Genomic DNA, 18,739 nt, shown 5'->3' with positions numbered 1-18,739 from the left:
AAAGATGGGCTTTTTTTTGTATCCTCTAATCAATAACCTCAACGTTAAAAATGAATAAAACTTTTTACTCCCTCCTGATATGTTTTACTATTATTCTTTTATTCGAAAATGTAATTTCTGCTCAATCTGTTGAAAAAAGAATATTGCAAGACAGTTTGAAAGAAAAGACTAATATTGGGAACGCTCAAAATATTTATCGTCATTTTAATAAATACAGAATTGAGGGAAGGAATCTAAGAACCCCGGAAATTCTGGATCGCCTCAGTTGTGTTGATTCCAGTGATTATAAGCTTTATCAAAAAGGAAGAAAGGATCAAAAAACTGGTGTGGCAATAGCCTTGGGTGGTGTTGGATTATTTTTGATTGCCGATGTTGTTGCAATTGGTTCTGCGGTAAATGATATTGGGAATCCTAATGTCAATGAGAGCTCCGATGATGGCACATTAATAGCTTTGTTTGCACTGGGTGGAGGTTTAGTCGTTGGAGGTTTTATTAAAACTATTCTCGGCAAAAAGATAAAAAACAAAGCTGTAACTGATTACAACCAGCATATCAGTTTGAGAAAAAAGAGTGTCGGATTTTATGTGAAACCCGGATTGACCGGGATTTCATTGGGATTACGATTTTAATTTTTCGTTTTCTTTATGCCGATCCTTATCCCGATCAGTCTTCTTTGCCAGGTTTTTCTCAAACGCTTCGGTAAGATTAATTCCTGTCTGGTTAGCCAGGCAGATCAAAACCCAAAGGACATCCGCCATTTCATCTCCCAGATCTTTATCCATATCAGACTTTTTGAATGACTGATCTCCGTAAGTTCGGGCCATAATCCGTGCTACTTCACCAACTTCTTCGGTCAAAATGGTCATGTTGGTAAGCTCTGAAAAATAACGGACGCCGTAGGTTTTTATCCAGTTATCTACTTGTTGTTGTGCTTCGTCAAGGGTCATGATTTCTTAAAATTAAATTCTGTTTTTTGAGTCAATAACAATCGTTACCGGTCCGTCATTTAGTAATGCCACTTTCATATCGGCGCCAAAAATCCCCGTTTGAATTGGATTATCAAGCTCTTTGTTCAAAAAATCAATCATTTGTTCATATAATGGAACGGCAACTTCCGGTCTTGCAGCATCAATGAAGGAAGGTCGGTTTCCTTTTTTTGTGCTTGCATGTAGTGTAAACTGACTTATCAAAAGAATATTCCCGTTTACAGATTTCAAATCGAGATTCATCCTTCCTTCTTCGTCACCAAATATTCGCATTCCGATTATCTTCTTGCCAAGCCATTCGATATCTTCTTTGGTGTCTTCATGAGTTATACCAAGTAAAACCAAAAATCCGGCATCAATTTTGCCCTCAACTTTTCCTTCAATGGTTACGGATGCTTCGCTTACACGTTGAATTACTGCGATCATAAATGAATTATTAAATGAAATGTCAAACTGAAATTTTTCCCTTTGACAAACAAAATCTTGCACTGGCAAAATAACGATAAATAAAACAGGAATACATTTCAGTAAATTTTATTTCATTATCAAATTTAACAGGAAATAATACTGAACACCTTGAAACAGCGTATTAACGGTTGTATATTGTAGAAAGGATTTACTTGAACTGAAAAAAAAATAGTATCCAATGATTGTAACAGATAGATCAAACGCTGGAAAATCAACCGTGAAAGAAGAGCGAATATCAGTTTTTGATATTTTCAAGATCGGTGTTGGACCGTCGAGTTCTCATACGCTGGGACCTTGGCGGGCGGGACAACTATTTGTGAAGTTATTGGAAAATATAACAAGTCTGGATCAAGTCATTTCTGTTAAAGTTAATCTGTACGGTTCGCTGGCCAAAACCGGAAAAGGTCATGGAACTGACCTGGCCGTTCAGTTGGGATTATGTGGGTATGATCCGGTTACGATGGATACGAAACAAATTGATACTATCAAATTCCAAATCGCTGATAGTAACAAATTGATTCTGAACGGTACTTCTGAAATTGATTTTAATCCTAAAACGGATATCATATTTAAAATGCAGGAGTCACTGCCGTTTCATCCCAACGCATTAACTTTTACAGCTGAAATAACTGAAAATGGAATACTACGCGAAACATATTATTCAGTAGGTGGAGGTTTTGTAATTCAGGAAGAAAATCAGGAAGAAGTTGGTCCTTGTGTGAGATTGCCTTACCCGGTTGATCATGCTTCGGATCTGTTAAACTGGCATCAACAAACCGGGATGGCTATTTCGGATATCATTTATGAGAATGAAAAGGTTTGGCGAAGTGAAGAGGAAATAAAAAGCGAGCTGCTGAATATCTGGCGGGTGATGAAAGAAAGCATTTATGAAGGCTGTCATAATGAAGGGATTTTGTCTGGGGGATTACATGTAAAACGCCGTGCGGCATCATTAAGCGAGAAACTTTTGAACGAAAAGGTATATTCCGGTTATGATGAATGGATCGCCGCGATTCGTTCTAACGGCCATGGATTTAAATATACATTGGATTGGTTGAGTTGTTTTGCGTTGGCGGTTAATGAAGAAAATGCTTCATTCAGCCGTGTTGTTACCGCACCGACAAACGGATCAGCTGGCGTAATTCCGGCGGTTTTACAATACTATCTTATTTTTTGCAACGGCACAGAAAATGATATTATCCGGTTTCTGCTTACTGCAAGTGAAATCGGTTGTATTTTCAAAAAGGGAGCGACCATTTCGGCTGCGATGGGAGGTTGTCAGGCAGAAATTGGCGTTTCATCAGCCATGGCTGCGGCAGGTCTGACAGAAGTTTCTGGCGGCACAGTGGAACAATGTATGATGGCTGCGGAAATTGCCATGGAACATCATTTGGGTATGACTTGCGATCCTGTCGGTGGTTTGGTACAAATCCCTTGTATCGAAAGAAATACCATGGGTGCAATTAAAGCAATCACAGCTTCACAACTTGCCATGCAGAGTAATCCTGAAAATGCAAAAGTATCATTAGACAACGTCGTCAAAACGATGTGGGAAACGGCATTGGATATGAATTTTCGCTATAAGGAAACTTCTGAGGGTGGATTGGCAATTAATATTCCGATAAGTCTGAGTGAATGTTAATTTTGCATTTTTTACAAATGCAATAACAAATGTGCTAAACCGAAATAAACTCCATAACCGATCAAATCGTTAGCGGTTGTGATAAAAGGTCCGGAAGCGACGGCGGGATTTATACCAATTCTGTCCAAAACAATGGGTGTAACGGTTCCTGTAAAAGAGGCGAGGAAAACAACAGATAAAAGTGCAGCGGAAACAACCAAGGCAAGTTGCAATTCATTGCCTATCAATAAATTAAATCCAAAAACAATTCCGCTGATAATAAGTCCATTGATGGAAGCAACGGCGAACATACGGATTAAACGGCTCCATACGCTAATATCCAAACCGGTTTTATCAGCAATACTTTGCAGGATGATCGAAGAAGTCTGGATACCAACATTTCCGCCCGTTGAACCAATAATGGGGATAAAGGCAGCCATAGCCGGAATTATTTTTAGATCGCCTTCAAAAAAACTAATGAATTTTGCTGCCAGAATTCCCCCCATCATTCCGACTAAAAGCCAGGGTAAACGGGCACGGGTTTGCTGGAAAATGGTATCATCTTCCTCAACATCACCGGTAATACCAGCCATGGCCAACGTATCCGAATTTGCCTGTTCTGTAATTACATCGATAATATCATCAATAGTAATGCGTCCCAAAAGTTTTCCCTGAACATTTACAACGGGTAAAGCGTCAAGGTCATAACGCTGCATAAGTTCTGCAACTTCCTCAGCCGGACGGTAGGTTTCAACAAAAATGAGATCTTTATCATAAAGGCTTTCAATTTTTGTATCCTTGTTTGCCAGTACGATTTTTTTCAAAGAGAGTATTCCAAGCAATATTCCATTATCGTCGATAACATAAACGGCATATACTTTTTCAACATCTTCCGCCTGTTTCCTGAGTTCTTCAATACATTGATTTACGTTCCAGTTGACATTGGCTTTTATCAATTCTTTCTGCATCAAACCACCCGCCACATCTTCGTCGTAATGAAGCAGGTCAAGAATGAAACGTGCATGTTCCCGGTCTTCCAGTAAGGCAATAACTTCTTCCCGAACGCGGATTGGTTGTTCGTTCAACAAATCCACGGCATCATCTGAATCAAAAAGATTGACGTAACGGGAGATTTCCTCGGAAGTAAAAGCTTCCAGAAATTCCCGTCTTTCATTGGGATCCAGCGCCGCTAAAATTTCCGCGCCTAGCTCAGTATCAAGCTGATTAATAAGATATCTGGCTTCCTTAGTATCCAATTCATACAACAAACCCGTTATATCGGCAGGGAAAAGCTCGGCCATTTTGGTACGAATGGCTTCGGGATTTTCAGTGACGATCAGTTCCTGAACTTGTTCAACGTATTCTTTGGTTAACTCAAAATTCATAAATCTTTACTGGCAAAGGGGTAATGGAAAAGTGATGAGGTTAAATTATTATGTAGGAAAAAACGTATCTAAAACGATTCTTCCGACAAGTTATTTTCTTGCTGACTTGCATTTATTACACCTTCCGCAAGGATTGTTAATTCAACAAAATCAGCAACACTAAGTTGTTCGGCACGTTTGGTAAGTAAAGGATGATCGGTAAATTCCCCAATCGGTTTCAAAGCATTGCGAAGTGTTTTTCTGCGTTGGTTAAAAGCTGTTTTTACAACTCTGAAAAACAATTTCTGATCACAGTCAAGTGACTTAGTTGAATTTCTGGCGAGACGAATCACACCCGATTGTACCTTCGGAGGCGGATCAAAAGCACCAGGCGGAACCGATACCAGGTACGTGATATCATAAAAAGCCTGCAACAAAACACTCAGAATTCCATAATCCTTATTTCCGGGAGGAGAAGCAATGCGTTGCGCAACTTCCTTTTGCAGCATACAAACTACTTCCTGAACCTGATCAGGATTTTGTAATACCTTGAAGAAAATCTGGGAAGAAATATTGTACGGGAAATTTCCAATGATCGCAAAAGGCTCCGGGAATATTTCGGACGTATCGTATTTAAGGAAATCACCTTCAATAATACGGGGAGTCAGTTCCTCGTAATGTTTTTTCAAATAGACGACGGATTCTGTATCAATCTCAATAACATAGGTTGAATACGATGATTTTTGAAGCAAGAACTGCGTCAATACACCCATTCCCGGACCTATTTCCAATACTTTACTATATCCTCCATGTCCACTCAAACCGTCAACAATTTTGTTGGCGATATTCATGTCTTTCAGGAAATGTTGTCCCAAATGTTTCTTGGCACGAACTTTCGAATCGTTCTGTTTTTTATAATTTATTTTCACGAGTCAAAATTACGTCTTAATTCGTAGATTTATCGAATAAAGAATAGGAAGTAATCTTAAAAATACGGTTTCCGGCAAATTATGGAAATGATTTCATCACTGACTGACTGGCAGTCAATACACACCACACTGCAACATTTGAATTTGATCGGGGTAACTTTTACGCCGGATTTTATAATCCGGGCAATTAGTCCCTATGCTATACAGAAAACCGGCTGGCTTGAATCTGATTTGATAGGGGAAAGTATTTTTGACAAACTGGTACCAAAAGATGAAGAGGACGAGATTAGCCAGATGCTGGAAGAAGGTATCCAGGGCAAGCGAAAACTCGAACAGCGCGAAGTACCGTTTTTGGCACAAAAGGGTACGCTGCGTACTTTTTCGATTAATTCGGTATTGATCCAGAATGAAGATGACAAGATTTTGTACATCACGCTGGTTGGTGATGATATTACCAGAAAACGTCGGATGGAATCTTCCATCACCAAATCCAACGCGCAGCTTCAGGATCTGGTTGATAACACAAGTGACCTGATTCAACTCGTTGCGATCGATGGGAAATTCATTTTTGTTAACAAAGCCTGGCGTGAAGTTTTGGGTTATCGGCTGGATGAAACCGCCTCCATGCGCATGCAGGATATTCTGCATCCGCAATATAAAGACGCGGCGATTGCACAGCTTGATTTGATCCGTGAAGGAAAAGCCAATGCCAATTTTGAAACTGTTTTTTTAAGTAAAGAAGGCAAAAAAGTTTTTGTAGGAGGAAGTGTTAATTGCCGTTACGATAATGGAAAACCGACCGCTTTTCGATGCATTTTAAATGATTATACCGAAAAAATAAGGGCTGAAAAAGCGCAAAGTCTTTATTATAGTATTGCCAATTGGACGGTTAATACGCAAAATCTTGATGATTTTTATCATACCATTCATCAGGAACTCGGTAAGATTATTGATGTTCAGAATTTCTTTATTGCGCTTTATGATCAAAGTAAAAGCTATCTGTATTTCCCATATTATGTCGATCAGTATTTCAAGGGAAATGTCCGTTTTACAAGACGTAGATTAGGGAATGGCGTTACGGAATATGCCATAGCATCGAACAAACCACTATTTCTTTCTGATACAGATATTGAAAATCTGGCGAAAACGAATAGTCTTCATTTATATGGTGTTACGCCAAAACTGCTTTTGTGCGTACCGCTCAGGATTGGTGATCGGGTTACGGGAATCATTGGTGTAAAATCATATGACGATCCGAATATGTTCGATGCCCGTGATCTGGAATTGCTGGAATTTATTTCTGGTCAGGTTGCTTTGGCGATTGCTCGTAAGCAAAGTGAGGAAGAGTTAAGTAAATATGCGGCGCGGTTGAACGCTATTTTTGATAGTAGTTCGCACCTTATCTGGTCGGTTAATAAAAGTTTGCAGCTTACTTCTTTCAACCTTAATTATGCAGATCTGGTTGAAGGCCAGGTTGGCGTTCGTCCTTCTTTAAATATTAATGCGGAAAAATTTGGCTGGCGAATTGTTGGTCAGAAAAACAGAAGAGCACTTGAAACCAAATACCGTCAGGCACTGCGTGGCGAACCTCAATATTTTGAATTTAAGATTGATCGTGCAAATGGCGGGGAAATGTGGCTGGAATTTTACCTTAACCCGATCCAGTATTCAAACGGTGTTATTGAGGAAGTTTCCGGTATTGCCCGTGATATCACGAGAAGAAAAGAAGCGGAATTATCGCTGCGCCATAGTGAAGAATTGTTCCGCGGGATTTTTGAAAACTTACAGGATATTTATTGCCGAGTCGACCGTCAGGGACGGATTTCGATGGTCAGTCAGTCTGTTTTCAAAAGAATGGGTTATACACCAGATGAAGTGATAGGCCATGAAATAACGGAATTCTTTAAGGATCGGAAAAAAATTCATTCCGCGCTCATCCGCCTTCGGAAAACAAAAAGTTTACGAAATTTTGAAATAAGTATCAATCGCAAGGACGGGACAGAACGTCAGTTTATGGTCAATATGTTGATGTTTACGAATGAGAAGGGTAAAACGATTGAAGTGGCGGTTCTGGCCAGAGATATTACGGAATTGAAACGCAATGAGCTGGAATTATTAAAAGCAAAAGAACATGCAGAGCATTCATTAAAGGTAAAAGAGGGCTTCCTGGCAAATATGAGCCATGAAATCCGGACGCCAATGAATGGTGTAATCGGTATGATTGATTTGCTTGGTGAATCTCAACTGAATCCGGAGCAACGGGATTATGTGATGACCATCAAGCGTTCTTCCGAAACCTTATTGGATATTTTGAATGATATTCTTGATTTGTCTAAAATTGAAGCGGGTAAAATGGTGTTGCATGAAACACCGCTTGCTGTGGAAGAATTGATGGTGAAACTGGTTTCATTGTTTGGACAAACAGCGAAAAATAAAGGAGATGAATTATCATACCACATAGCAGCTGATCTGCCCCAGTTCATCATCGCGGATCAGACGCGCCTTTTACAAATTTTATCAAACCTGACCTCAAACGCAATAAAATTCACAGAAAAAGGAGCGGTTAAAATCTTCCTTTCTTTGGTGAAAAATGACGGTAAACTTTACAAGATTAAAGTAGAAGTTCAGGATTCGGGAATCGGTATCAGCGCGATCGACAAGCAGATTTTATTTACCTCTTTTACCCAACTCGATAATTCTTCACGTAAATCATTCGGTGGGACAGGTCTTGGATTAGCTATATCCAAACAACTTTGTGAGTTGATGAATGGAGAAATTGGTGTTGAATCTACCGTAGGGCAGGGTAGTACATTCTGGTTTACTTTTGAAACCAAAAGTACTTCTATTGCACAGGTTAGTTCGAGCGCTCAAATACAGGAAGTGCCTATTGAAAACGTCTTTTCTGATTTTCACCCGGTGATTTTATTGGTGGATGATAATGCAGTAAACCGGAAAGTTGCGAATGAAATTTTGAAAAAATCGGGATGTATTGTTGATCTGGCGGAAAGTGGTTTTGAAGCAATTGAAAAAGTTGAAAATAAACTCACGCTTTCCGGTGAAAACTATGATATCATTTTCATGGATATCCAGATGCCGGATATGGATGGTGTTGAAACAACGCAGGAATTGAAAAAGCGTTTTCCAAAACTTACGGCGCCAATTGTAGCGATGACTGCTTATTCGATGAAGGAAGACCGCGACCGGTTTATGAGTCAGGGAATGGATGATTATATTGCCAAACCAATTCGTGCCCAGCACTTGATATGGAAAGTAAAAGAATTACTGGGTAATGTGGAAGGTCGAAAACTGGAATCAAAACAAAAGGAAATTGCTCAGGAAGTTTCCTTACCCATTCTGGACAAGGAAATTATTGATCAGCTAAAAGGAATTGGCGGTGCAGATCTTGTTTTATCTGTCTTTGAAGATTTTGTCATGGAATCAGATGAGCTGGTTGAAGGCGCAGTTACGGCTTTTGCAACCGGAGATATCCCCACGGTTAAAAGTAATCTTCATACGTTGAAAGGAAGTGCCGGAACTGTGGGCGTGTCCCAGGTGGCAGAAATAGCCAAGGATGCGGAATGGCGCTTAAAAACAGATGATACAAGTACTTTGGCTGAGGCTTTGCCTCAACTACAAAAGGCCTATCGCAGATTCCTTGACAATTATGAAGCGTTATTGAAAGACTGGTTGAAATAAATAAAACATCATTTTGGCACATTCCTCAACAAATCAATCGGGCATTGGGAATTTTCGTAAATTCTTTTGTGGAGTAGGGGAATGTGCCTTTATATCAAATATTTTTCGCGTATAAGATTGCAATGATGCACGGCATGGCCAACTGTCATCCAGCCTAAACTTCTGGCGGAATATTGTTCTTTTTGATTTGGAAACTTAAAATTCAGCATTTCATTGGTCATATGGCTGAACAAAGTGATTGTGGCATTTCTGACACAAATCAGTTCTTCCGCAATATCTTTTAGGGTTCTGCCTGTTGCATTAAAATCTTTATTGTAGTCTTTTCCCTGAGGCACTTCCAGAAATACATCGACTTGTCTGGAAAAGCAAAATGCTTTATACGCATAATACCGCTCATCGTCTGCAAGGTGAATAAAAACCTGCCGGGTTGTCCATTTATCCTCGGCATATTTAAATTCTTCGCGTTCCACAGGAATTGAATTTATTAATTCGATTATATCCTCTTTATTTTTTTGTAAAGCTGAAATCAAATCATCCCTGGTGGCAAGATTGAAGAAGTAAGGATACCAGGACGGCGCGTCTTCTAATTTTGGACGGTCAATTTTGATCATTCAGATCGATGATTGGGCGTGGAAATTAGTTTTAGTACTTCGTAATAAAGTTAGAAATATCTATATATGTGAAGTGAGTTAAAATATTGTAACCTTCAACATCTTGAAGATAGATCTAAGTCCTGAGCAACTTTAACATGTTCCATTTTTTTACGTAAAGCTTCCATTCTTTTGAAAAGCTCAGACTGATCCTGATGTATAGGGTCTGTAACATCTTCAATAATTATATTGACCTTTTTGCCAGCAAAATTACCTCTAACTTGTTCAAGAAAGTTTTCGTTTAAAGAGTCGGCAGGCAGTGTGTAGGTTACTTGCATAATGTTATTTTTTTATTCCAAGATAACGTTTTTTTGACATTTATGTTTCCACATGAGATGGTTGAAGTAAATTGTATTTAGAATTTGTGAGATTTTTTCAAAAATCTCTATTTAATTCCGTCGATAAATTCGGCCCAATCATCGGTTGAAATAACCTTTTTGCAGATTGGTTTAGGTTTGCGGAGCGGACGGTTAAACTTTTTAAATAAATGTGGCTCTAACGTTTCAGAAACCTTTACCAGAAATCATGAAAACTATATTTGCATCCGTATTATTGATACTCAACTTGGCGCTGCCAGGTTTTGTTCAGGCGCAAACTTCTCAAATCACAGGGACTGTACTTGACAGCACCAGTCGTTCGCCGGTTGTTGGAGCTTATGTTGCAGTAAGCCGTAATACTCCGGATGCGAAACCGGAGTATGTAACGACGGATGTAAACGGAAAATTTCTGGTTTCAGGTCTTGTCAAAGAATCTTATCGCGTTAAGGTTTCTTATCTGAGCTATAAGGATTCCGAAAGAGTGATTAAAATTTCTGATGACGTTCAAAATACCGGTACATTTTTGCTTTCAGAAGCGGTATCGAATTTGAAAGAGGTGAAAGTTGTTGGTCAGGTTGCGGCAACGGAGCAGAAAGGTGATACCACACAATTCAATGCCGCCGCTTACAAAACAAATCCGGATGCAACCACGGAAGATTTAATTCAGAAAATGCCTGGTATAACCGTAATAAACGGAACGGTTACGGCACACGGTGAAACGGTTAATAAAGTATTGGTGGATGGAAAACCGTTTTTTGGAGATGATGCTGCATTAACTTTAAAATCATTGCCCGCCGAAATTGTTGACAAAATTGAAGTTTTTGACAAGTTAAGTGATCAGTCTGCATTTACTGGCTTTGATGACGGCACTGGCCAGAAAACAATTAATATTGTAACAAAAGCAAACAGTCGAGTTGGACAATTTGGGAAAGTATATGCAGGATATGGCCTGGACGACCGCTATCAGGCAGGTGGAAATATGAGCTTTTTTAATAAAAATCAAAGAATCTCGGTTATTGGTCTTACCAATAATATAAATGTTCAAAACTTTTCAAACCAGGATTTGCTTGGTGTGTCGGGAAGTAGCGGTGGTGGCGGAGGAAGAGGAGGAGCTGGTGGAGCGTCCAGTAACTTTCTGGTAGGAAACCAGAGCGGATTGACCGGGACGAATTCTTTCGGATTAAATTATGCCAACAAATTTGGGAATAAAGTTGATGTTACCGGAAGCTATTTTTTCAACAGGACGAGTAACAACAATTTTCAGAATACGAACCAGGATTATTACGGTAAACAACTATATAAAGAATCAAACACTTCTGGTTCAACAAACACAAATCATCGTATGAATTTCAGAGTCGAGTATACGATCGACAAAAAGAATATGTTGATTTTCACTCCTCGTTTGAGTTTTCAGAACAATCAATCCGGAACGTTAAAAGATGGATTTACTTCTTTAAGTAACGGTTCAGCGGTCAATAGTACAGCTACGGATCAATCCAATAAAAATCACGGATATAATTTCACAAACGATCTTTTGTTCCGTCATTCTTTTGAAAAAAAAGGCAGAACGCTTTCATTCAACTTCAATACACAGATAAACGATAAGAGTGGAAACGGGCAATTATATTCTAAAAACCAGTATTTTACGAATTTGGAAATGCCTGGTGACACAATTGATCAGAAGAATTACACATCTTCTAATGCAGTGAGTTTGGGTGGAAATCTGGTCTATACCGAGCCAATCAGCAGTACCGGACAATTGCAATTTAATTATGGTTTAACGGTAAGTAACAGCAATTCGGATAAGGAAACTTACAATAATATCCTGCCGGACGGAAACTCTTACACACAACTTGATTCCTTGCTGTCAAACAGTTTTGACAATCGTTATACAACGAACCGTGCCGGTATGAGTTATCGTTACCGAAAAAATAACTGGTCTGGAAATGTTGGGATTGATTTCCAGAATACCGGATTATACAGTCAGCAATTATCGCCTATCAATGAAAAAGTGGATCATACTTTCACTAATTTTCTGCCAAACTTAATGCTTACGTACCGGTCGAAATCGGGTACGCAATTCCGAACATTTTTCCGCAGCTCTACCAATCAGCCATCAATTTCCCAGCTGCAAAATGTAGTGGATAACAGCAATCCGCTTTCGTTGACAGCGGGTAACCCAAATTTGAAACAGGAATATCGCAATACTATGAATATGCGTTATTCGATTGCCGGTGCGAATCATCCTTACAGCTTGAATGCAATGATTTTTGTTACCCAAACAAATAACGCCATCGTAAATTCGACTTTGATAGCACAGCAGCCGACAACTTTGCCAAGTGGGATTGTATTGGAACAAGGAGCTAAACTGACGGCGCCGATCAACATGGACGGAAGCTGGAACGCAAGAACTTTAATCGCTTACGGTAAACCGATCTCTAAAATTAAACTGAATGTTAACCTGACTTCGGGTTTTAATTACGTGCGTGCTCCGGGTATGATCAACAATGTTTCTAATTTTTCCAACACGTATGCTTACAGCCAGGGATTGGTTTTGAGTAGTAATATTAGTGAGAAACTGGATTTTACGGCTTCGTATTCAGGTAATTATAACGTAGTTCGGAACTCAATTCAGCCTACGCTTAACAATAACTATTTCACGTCAAGTATTACGGGCCGCGTTAACTGGATTTTTGGTAAAGGTTTTCTTTTTCAAAGCGATGTTAACAACCAGTCGTATCGCGGTTTGGGAGCCGGTTATAATCAGAACTTTACCTTATGGAATGCAAGTTTTGGTAAGAAATTCCTGAAAAATAACGCTGGTGAATTGAAACTTACAGTTTTTGATATTCTGAAACAAAACAACAGTATCGCCCGTAACGTAACAGAAACCTACGTGCAGGATGTTACAAGCCGTGTTCTGACACAATATGCGATGCTTACCTTCACTTACACATTGAGAAATTTTGGTAAAGCGCCAGCGAATAATAATTCTGAAAGACGTCGTGAATTTGACGGAATGGGTGGCGGATTTCCAGGTGGAGGCGGTGGAGCGAGACCAGGCGGAGGACCAGGAAGTTTTTAAATTGATGTTCAAAATGACCCCGATTTTAGCAATCGGGGTCATTTTTTTTATCTCTTCGTAGGAAAAGGAATGACAAGCTCTTCACCACGACTGGCTATATCTTTTGTTTTTCCATTCGCCTTCATGATAGCTTCCTTACTTACATCATATTTTCCGGAAACCACTTTTAAAATATCACCGGCGCCAACGGTATGCACTGCCTTCACGCGGATTTTGAGTTTGTCTCCTGATTTTAATTCTGTAATTGATGGATTCAAAGCTTTTAGCGTTTCTGTCGTAAGATTATAACGACTGGCAAGAGAAGAGAAAGTTTCACCACCTTTTACGGTGCGTGTAATTTCCCGGCCACCAATTTTTGAAGCCACTACTTTGGCATCTTCCATTTTCTTAGGCTCCTCTTTTTTGTCTTTCTCTTTTTCCTTCGTTTTTTCTTTATCCTTTTCTTCGGTTGCTTTCGGTTTTTTCCTGATTACGGGATCTTCGGATTCTTCTTCTGCAACGGGTTCCTCGGTAACTGTTTTATCCTCAGTGGTATCCTTAACTGTTGAAGTCAGCTCTTCGGAATTTGTGGAATCATCAGAAACGTATTCATAGCCTACATAAAGCATTGCCAAAACCAACAATACCAACACAAATAAAGTAATAATTGGCAGGTTGGATTTTTCGGTAGGACGTATGTTTCGTTTTTTTGGGCTTTCGTCTTCCATAGTTTATTGATGATTCAATTGACAGTGACTTTACTTGATACGAAAATAATAAACCAACGTTACTTTACAACTTCATTTTTTAATTCCTTATTCATCGCAGCGACTTTCTCTTTCAATCCTTCTTTAAAGATATCCAGTCGGTTAGCAACATTAGTATCGCTCGCTCCGATTATTTGTGCCGCAAGAATTCCTGCATTTCTTGCACCGTTCAGGGCTACTGTGGCAACCGGAACGCCCGAAGGCATTTGTAAAATCGATAAAACAGAATCCCAGCCATCAATGGAATTACTCGACAAAACCGGTACTCCAATAACGGGCAAAGAGGTAAGTGAAGCTACCATTCCGGGTAAATGCGCTGCTCCGCCAGCACCGGCAATAATTACTTTCAAACCCCGCTGACGTGCACTGGCAGCATATTCAAGCATTCTTTCAGGTGTACGGTGCGCGGAAACAATTTCCATTTCAAACGCTATTCCAAGCTCGTTTAGTGCATCTGCTGCTTCCTGCATTACCTTCCGGTCCGACAGGCTTCCCATGATTATTCCTACCATTTTTTTATATTTTATCAATCACCTTTTAAAACGGCAATTATTATTTTTCAATTTGAGAACTGCTTATTACTCTGATATTCTTTTTAACAAAATCTACCTTAGCTTTTAACGAAGCCAGGTCGTGATCCATGATGGTTATATGGCCCATTTTCCGGAAAGGTTTGGTGATCGCTTTCCAATATAAAAACGGAAAAACCTGATCCGTTGCCAGTAGCTTTTCCATTCCTTCATATACTGCCGGACCTTCAAAACCATCTTCACCCAATAAATTCACCATTGCAGACGGCGCATAGGTTTCGGTACTACCCAAAGGCAGATCCAGAATAGCCCGCCAATGTTGTTCATATTGTGAAGTTGCGTTGGCGCGGATTGTGTGGTGGCCGCTGTTATGCGGGCGTGGAGCCACTTCATTAATAAGTACTTCGTCATCAGCTGTTAAAAATAATTCAACTGCCAACAAACCCACAATCCCAAAAGATTCTGCTGTTTTTTTAGCAATTTCCTGTGCTTTCTGATCGGTTTCTGCGTTGATTTCCGCAGGTGCAAAAAGATATTCGACGAGATTTAATTCAGGGTGGAAAACCATTTCCACGGTAGGAAAACATTTAATTTCTCCTGACGGATTTCTGGCAACGATTACGGCCAGCTCTTTTTCAAAAGCAACCGCTTTTTCCAGTAATCCGGGCTGGTCAAACGCTTTTTCAATATCGGCTTCGGATGTCACACGTTGCACGCCGCGACCGTCATAACCATCGCGTCCAAGTTTGTGAAAAGCAGGTAGGAAATCAATGAAATTTCGTACATCCTCGCGATTTTCTGTTAAGACAAATTCTGCAGTCGGAAGTCCTTTTTCAAGGTAAAATTGTTTCTGGATTCTTTTGTCCTGGATTTTGCGGATTACCGAAGGCTGGGGATAAATCCTCTTTCCTTCTTTTTCCAAAGCTTCCAGCGCTTCAACATTTACCTTTTCTATTTCAATGGTGATAACGTCAAGATTCTTACCAAACTGGTAAACAGTGTCATAATCCTGCAAAGAACCTTGTGTGAATTTCGGGGCAATTTTGCGGCAGGGCGCTTCTGCGTCAGGATCTAAAATGTGAATATCAAGGTTCCAGTCTATGGCGGCCTGCAAAAGCATAAGTCCTAATTGACCACCGCCAAGAATACCTATTCGGGATGAAAGCATTTAGTAGTTCGATTGTATTTGTGCAAAATTGGTGGAAAAACTGCGAACTTAAAACTGTTTGCACCAATAATCGCGATTGGATAAGCTACTTAGCCTACTTTAAATCATTTCATAAACCTGATTAAGCCGATTTCGACTAGCAAAAACAAAAGTGCGGCATATAAAAAATATTTCCAGAGACTGGTTCCAAAATTTTGCTGTTGAAATTCTTTTGCAAAAGCATCATCATCAATTTTGTCAAAAACCTGTACATTTTTTTGGCCTGAAAAAATATTTCTCAGTTCAGCCGGTGAATAGTAATCAAGACGGGATTCTCCACTACTATGATTCAGGGCAATTAATTGCTCCGTTTTATTGTCTTTGATCAATTCAAAATAACCTGCATCCAGTCCGTTTCCAAGCTGGTCGCCTTGTGGGATTTCCAGTAAAAGCTGATTTCCTACGATTTTTTGGGAAGGAATCAGTTCCGTTTTGTTTCGCTTCAATTTGTAAACCGTATTTTGACTTTCGTTGGTAACAGTCAGCGCAATCGGATTTTCATCAAATGTGAAAGCCGTGCGTTGAGCTCTTACGCTTAACGCCGCCATTTTATACATGATCGGGACAAAAATCGCATGCTGCGCCATGGATCCGAACTCTGGATTCAACGGAGCCGAAAATAAATATATTTTCCCCTTTCCTCCCGAAATCTGATTGAGATAAGGCTGGCCGCTGCGTAGCGACAAAAGTGATTGTCCCGCATTCGTCCAATTCCAGGTTGGCGATGCGGAAGGTAAATTCAAATTTATTTCCTGCCGGACCGATTCTTCAAAAACGTCACTAAAAAATGGATTATTCCGGTTGGGCGCTGCTATGGCAATTAGCTCATGAGAAGTATTCTTTTCGGAGGTCAACCCATTAACTCCAAAACTTTGCAGCAATGAAACATAACTTGTTGCATTGGGCAGGGAAGGAGGAATTACGGTAAGGCTGCCACCTTTTCGTACAAAATCCTGAATCTCCTGAGCCAAAGTACCACCCGGCTGTTCAACACCTTCGAGCACTACCATATCAGAATTTTTGATCAGGCCGGGATCTACATTTTGTGCTGAATAACTTTGAAGCGCAAACAAACTGTCATTTGCATAGACATTATCAATATAATTACCTTCCTGCTTTTGTCCATATATATGAAGAATACGAATAAGCGGAGAAGCATTTAAAACAAAATAATAGTCATTGTCAAAAGTCACCGGAAAATCGTCAAAAGTGATTCTTCCCTTTTTGTAGCCTTTTCCTTTCAGATTGAAATTAAATTTAGCAATTGCACTTCCATTGGCTGGCACATTAACCGATGCTGTTGACGACTGCGTATTATCCAGACTTAATTTCAAAACAATCTTTTTTGCCTCTTCACTACCTGAATTGCTCACTTTTACAAAAAGAATATTGTTCTGTAATTCACGGATGAAAGGCGTATTCAGCCAGACGGAATCTACAAATACATTCTTCTCTGCAACGGCCTGCACAGGTACCAGAAAAAGCCTGTTCACCGTATCGGTTTTTAATTTGGACAAATCGCCTGCTGTACTTTTCTGAAAATCAGAAAACCAGAAAAACTGGTTTTTACCTGTGCTCTGATGTTTTGTAACCAGATTTTCCTGACGCTTGTAAATCTGCTCCAAAGTACGGGATGTATGCGAAAGTCCGATTGTTGTAAACCGATCTCTGATTTTTTCAGCCGGATAAAGGCCTTGTTCCTGAGACGAAAAATCGTTTGTAACAAGCTGTAATGATGAGGCATTTTTAAATAATCCCAGCAAATCATTCAGTCTTGTTGTGGCAATATCAAGATACCGTTTGCTGTTCGATTCATTTTGCATGCTGAACGAATTGTCAAGATACAAACTTGTTATCCCTTTTCGGTCTACCGCGGCATCGTTTTTACCCGGCAAAAAAGGCTGGGCAAAGGCAAGTACCAAACAAATAATTGCCAAAGTACGAGCAGCCAGAATCAGCCAGTGTTTTATTTTGCGGATCGAGCGTGTTTGTGTTTCTACCGCTTTTAGAAAAGCGACATTGGTAAAATAAACACGTTTTGTACGCCGGAAATTAAATATATGAATGGCTATCGGAACCGATATGGCCAGTAAACCCCACAAGAATGACGGAAAAAGAAAACTCATTTATGATTGAATGTTTATTTAGCAGTCGGCTTTCGGCAATCGGCTGTCAGTTTTGGGCTCATAGGAATTTGATATCTTAAAGAACGTAAATTTTTCAAATATCGGATGATAAACTTTTGCTTTTTATTACTTAGTGCCACCTCCAAAAGCTAATCACTAAGACCTAAAAGCTCTCCAAGCTATTTATTTCGTCTGCTTTCTGATAAGTCGACAGCTTTTTTCTAACTTTGTAATTCATTTAGTGGTTGCTAAATCGTCACGACGTGCAGCAATTTTTAGTAAATAAAGAAATTGATTAATTTTTAAAGGAATTATGGCCAAAGTATCGGTGAACAAACACCAGCCTGTTTATCAAATGCCTACGAATCCGGCAGCGGTTCGCACGAAAAGGTATGCGTTGCCAACGAAGACATATATTACCATTGCCATGAAGCATTTCTTTAAGTCGCAGATTAAATGGGTGTTATTGCCTGTTGCTTTGCTTCTTATAAACGCAGTTGTAAGTCTTACAGATGTTTATCCAAATTACTGGATTTATATTGTTATTGTTGTTGCCTCTCTACTTTACGTTTTGTTCTGGGTTGTTCAATTCACGGGGATTACACAACTTGCTCAGTATAAGCCCATGTTTGAAAAGTTTTCATACGAAATTGACAACCGTCAGATTTTGATGAAAATGAATGCAAAAGAAGGCAGCATCATGAAATGGGAACAAATTCAGGAAGTTTATAAGAACGAGGATTCTTACATTATGATCATTTCAAGAGGTCAGTTTGTACAGCTTCCATTTTCAATTTTTACTTCGGAACATGATGTTAAAGTTTTTGAAAGAATATTAAAACAAAAAGAATTTCTGAAAGAAAAGTAGTCTTTTGTTTGAAATAATTAGAAAAGCGAAAATTGGGAAGTCTCCGGTTTTCGCTTTTTTTGTTTTATGTGGATTGTTTGACAATTGGAATGTCAGGAATTAATATTTCCCGCTGGTCGGGGTTCAGGAATTTATTAATATAATTA

General features: G+C 39.5%; 15 protein-coding genes. 5 read left to right on the top strand and 10 right to left on the bottom strand.

The features are described from left to right. Positions 1–50 precede the first annotated feature (50 nt). Entirely contained in the window at positions 51–629 is a 579-nt protein-coding gene (locus FZF08_RS00290) for a hypothetical protein (RefSeq protein ID WP_159466634.1), read from the top strand. Here the strand turns inward: FZF08_RS00290 and FZF08_RS00285 are convergent. Together FZF08_RS00285 and dtd are read right to left on the bottom strand one after the other, a co-directional pair. Continuing rightward, complete coding sequence (locus FZF08_RS00285) at positions 618–947, bottom strand: nucleotide pyrophosphohydrolase (protein ID WP_159466633.1); 330 nt, start codon at positions 945–947, stop codon at positions 618–620. The genes FZF08_RS00290 and FZF08_RS00285 overlap by 12 nt on opposite strands. 12 nt (positions 948–959) lie before the next feature. Continuing rightward, positions 960–1,412 carry a D-aminoacyl-tRNA deacylase gene (gene dtd / locus FZF08_RS00280; RefSeq protein WP_159466632.1) on the bottom strand — a complete coding sequence of 151 codons (453 nt, stop codon included), beginning with the start codon at positions 1,410–1,412 and terminating at the stop codon, positions 960–962. Positions 1,413–1,632: 220 nt separating this feature from the next. On the opposite strand from dtd, the gene FZF08_RS00275 reads away from it, so the two are divergent. After that, positions 1,633–3,096 carry an L-serine ammonia-lyase gene (locus FZF08_RS00275; RefSeq protein WP_229216362.1) on the top strand — a complete coding sequence of 488 codons (1,464 nt, stop codon included), beginning with the start codon at positions 1,633–1,635 and terminating at the stop codon, positions 3,094–3,096. A gap of 11 nt (positions 3,097–3,107) precedes the next feature. Here the strand turns inward: FZF08_RS00275 and mgtE are convergent, their stop codons facing one another. Beyond that, complete coding sequence (gene mgtE / locus FZF08_RS00270; protein WP_159466631.1) at positions 3,108–4,460, bottom strand: magnesium transporter; 1,353 nt, start codon at positions 4,458–4,460, stop codon at positions 3,108–3,110. Positions 4,461–4,528: 68 nt separating this feature from the next. Beyond that, positions 4,529–5,362 (bottom strand): 16S rRNA (adenine(1518)-N(6)/adenine(1519)-N(6))-dimethyltransferase RsmA, encoded by an 834-nt coding sequence (gene rsmA / locus FZF08_RS00265; RefSeq protein WP_159467277.1) that lies wholly within the window; start codon positions 5,360–5,362, stop codon positions 4,529–4,531. An 87-nt stretch (positions 5,363–5,449) separates the two neighbouring features. On the opposite strand from rsmA, the gene FZF08_RS00260 reads away from it, so the two are divergent. After that, a complete protein-coding gene (locus tag FZF08_RS00260) occupies positions 5,450–9,064 on the top strand; it encodes a PAS domain S-box protein (RefSeq protein ID WP_159466630.1) in 3,615 nt (1,204 codons plus the stop codon). A gap of 89 nt (positions 9,065–9,153) precedes the next feature. On the opposite strand, the gene FZF08_RS00255 is transcribed toward FZF08_RS00260, so the two are convergent. Then, positions 9,154–9,675, bottom strand: coding sequence for a DinB family protein (locus FZF08_RS00255; protein ID WP_159466629.1), 522 nt, complete (start codon positions 9,673–9,675; stop codon positions 9,154–9,156). A gap of 95 nt (positions 9,676–9,770) precedes the next feature. After that, positions 9,771–9,992, bottom strand: a complete 222-nt coding sequence (locus FZF08_RS00250; RefSeq protein WP_159466628.1) for a hypothetical protein — start codon at positions 9,990–9,992, stop codon at positions 9,771–9,773. 247 nt (positions 9,993–10,239) lie between these two features. Here FZF08_RS00250 and FZF08_RS00245 point away from each other — a divergent pair, with 247 nt between their 5' ends. After that, a complete protein-coding gene (locus tag FZF08_RS00245) occupies positions 10,240–13,116 on the top strand; it encodes an outer membrane beta-barrel protein (RefSeq protein ID WP_159466627.1) in 2,877 nt (958 codons plus the stop codon). A gap of 47 nt (positions 13,117–13,163) precedes the next feature. On the opposite strand, the gene FZF08_RS00240 is transcribed toward FZF08_RS00245, so the two are convergent. From FZF08_RS00240 to FZF08_RS00225, 4 genes are all read right to left on the bottom strand, one after another. Continuing rightward, positions 13,164–13,823 (bottom strand): LysM peptidoglycan-binding domain-containing protein, encoded by a 660-nt coding sequence (locus FZF08_RS00240; protein ID WP_159466626.1) that lies wholly within the window; start codon positions 13,821–13,823, stop codon positions 13,164–13,166. A 59-nt stretch (positions 13,824–13,882) separates the two neighbouring features. Next, positions 13,883–14,374, bottom strand: coding sequence for a 5-(carboxyamino)imidazole ribonucleotide mutase (purE, locus tag FZF08_RS00235; RefSeq protein WP_159466625.1), 492 nt, complete (start codon positions 14,372–14,374; stop codon positions 13,883–13,885). A 40-nt stretch (positions 14,375–14,414) separates the two neighbouring features. Beyond that, positions 14,415–15,560 (bottom strand): 5-(carboxyamino)imidazole ribonucleotide synthase, encoded by a 1,146-nt coding sequence (locus FZF08_RS00230; RefSeq protein ID WP_159466624.1) that lies wholly within the window; start codon positions 15,558–15,560, stop codon positions 14,415–14,417. Between the two features lie 104 nt (positions 15,561–15,664). Next, on the bottom strand, positions 15,665–17,725 hold the full coding sequence (locus FZF08_RS00225; RefSeq protein WP_159466623.1) for a BatA domain-containing protein: 2,061 nt from the start codon (positions 17,723–17,725) through the stop codon (positions 15,665–15,667). A 313-nt stretch (positions 17,726–18,038) separates the two neighbouring features. On the opposite strand from FZF08_RS00225, the gene FZF08_RS00220 reads away from it, so the two are divergent. Then, positions 18,039–18,593, top strand: coding sequence for a YcxB family protein (locus FZF08_RS00220; RefSeq protein ID WP_159466622.1), 555 nt, complete (start codon positions 18,039–18,041; stop codon positions 18,591–18,593). Positions 18,594–18,739: the final 146 nt, after the last annotated feature.

The sequence above is a fragment of the Dyadobacter sp. 3J3 genome (genome assembly GCF_009801115.1).
Lineage (GTDB): Bacteria > Bacteroidota > Bacteroidia > Cytophagales > Spirosomataceae > Dyadobacter.
This window is presented reverse-complemented; position numbering and strand designations above follow the sequence as displayed.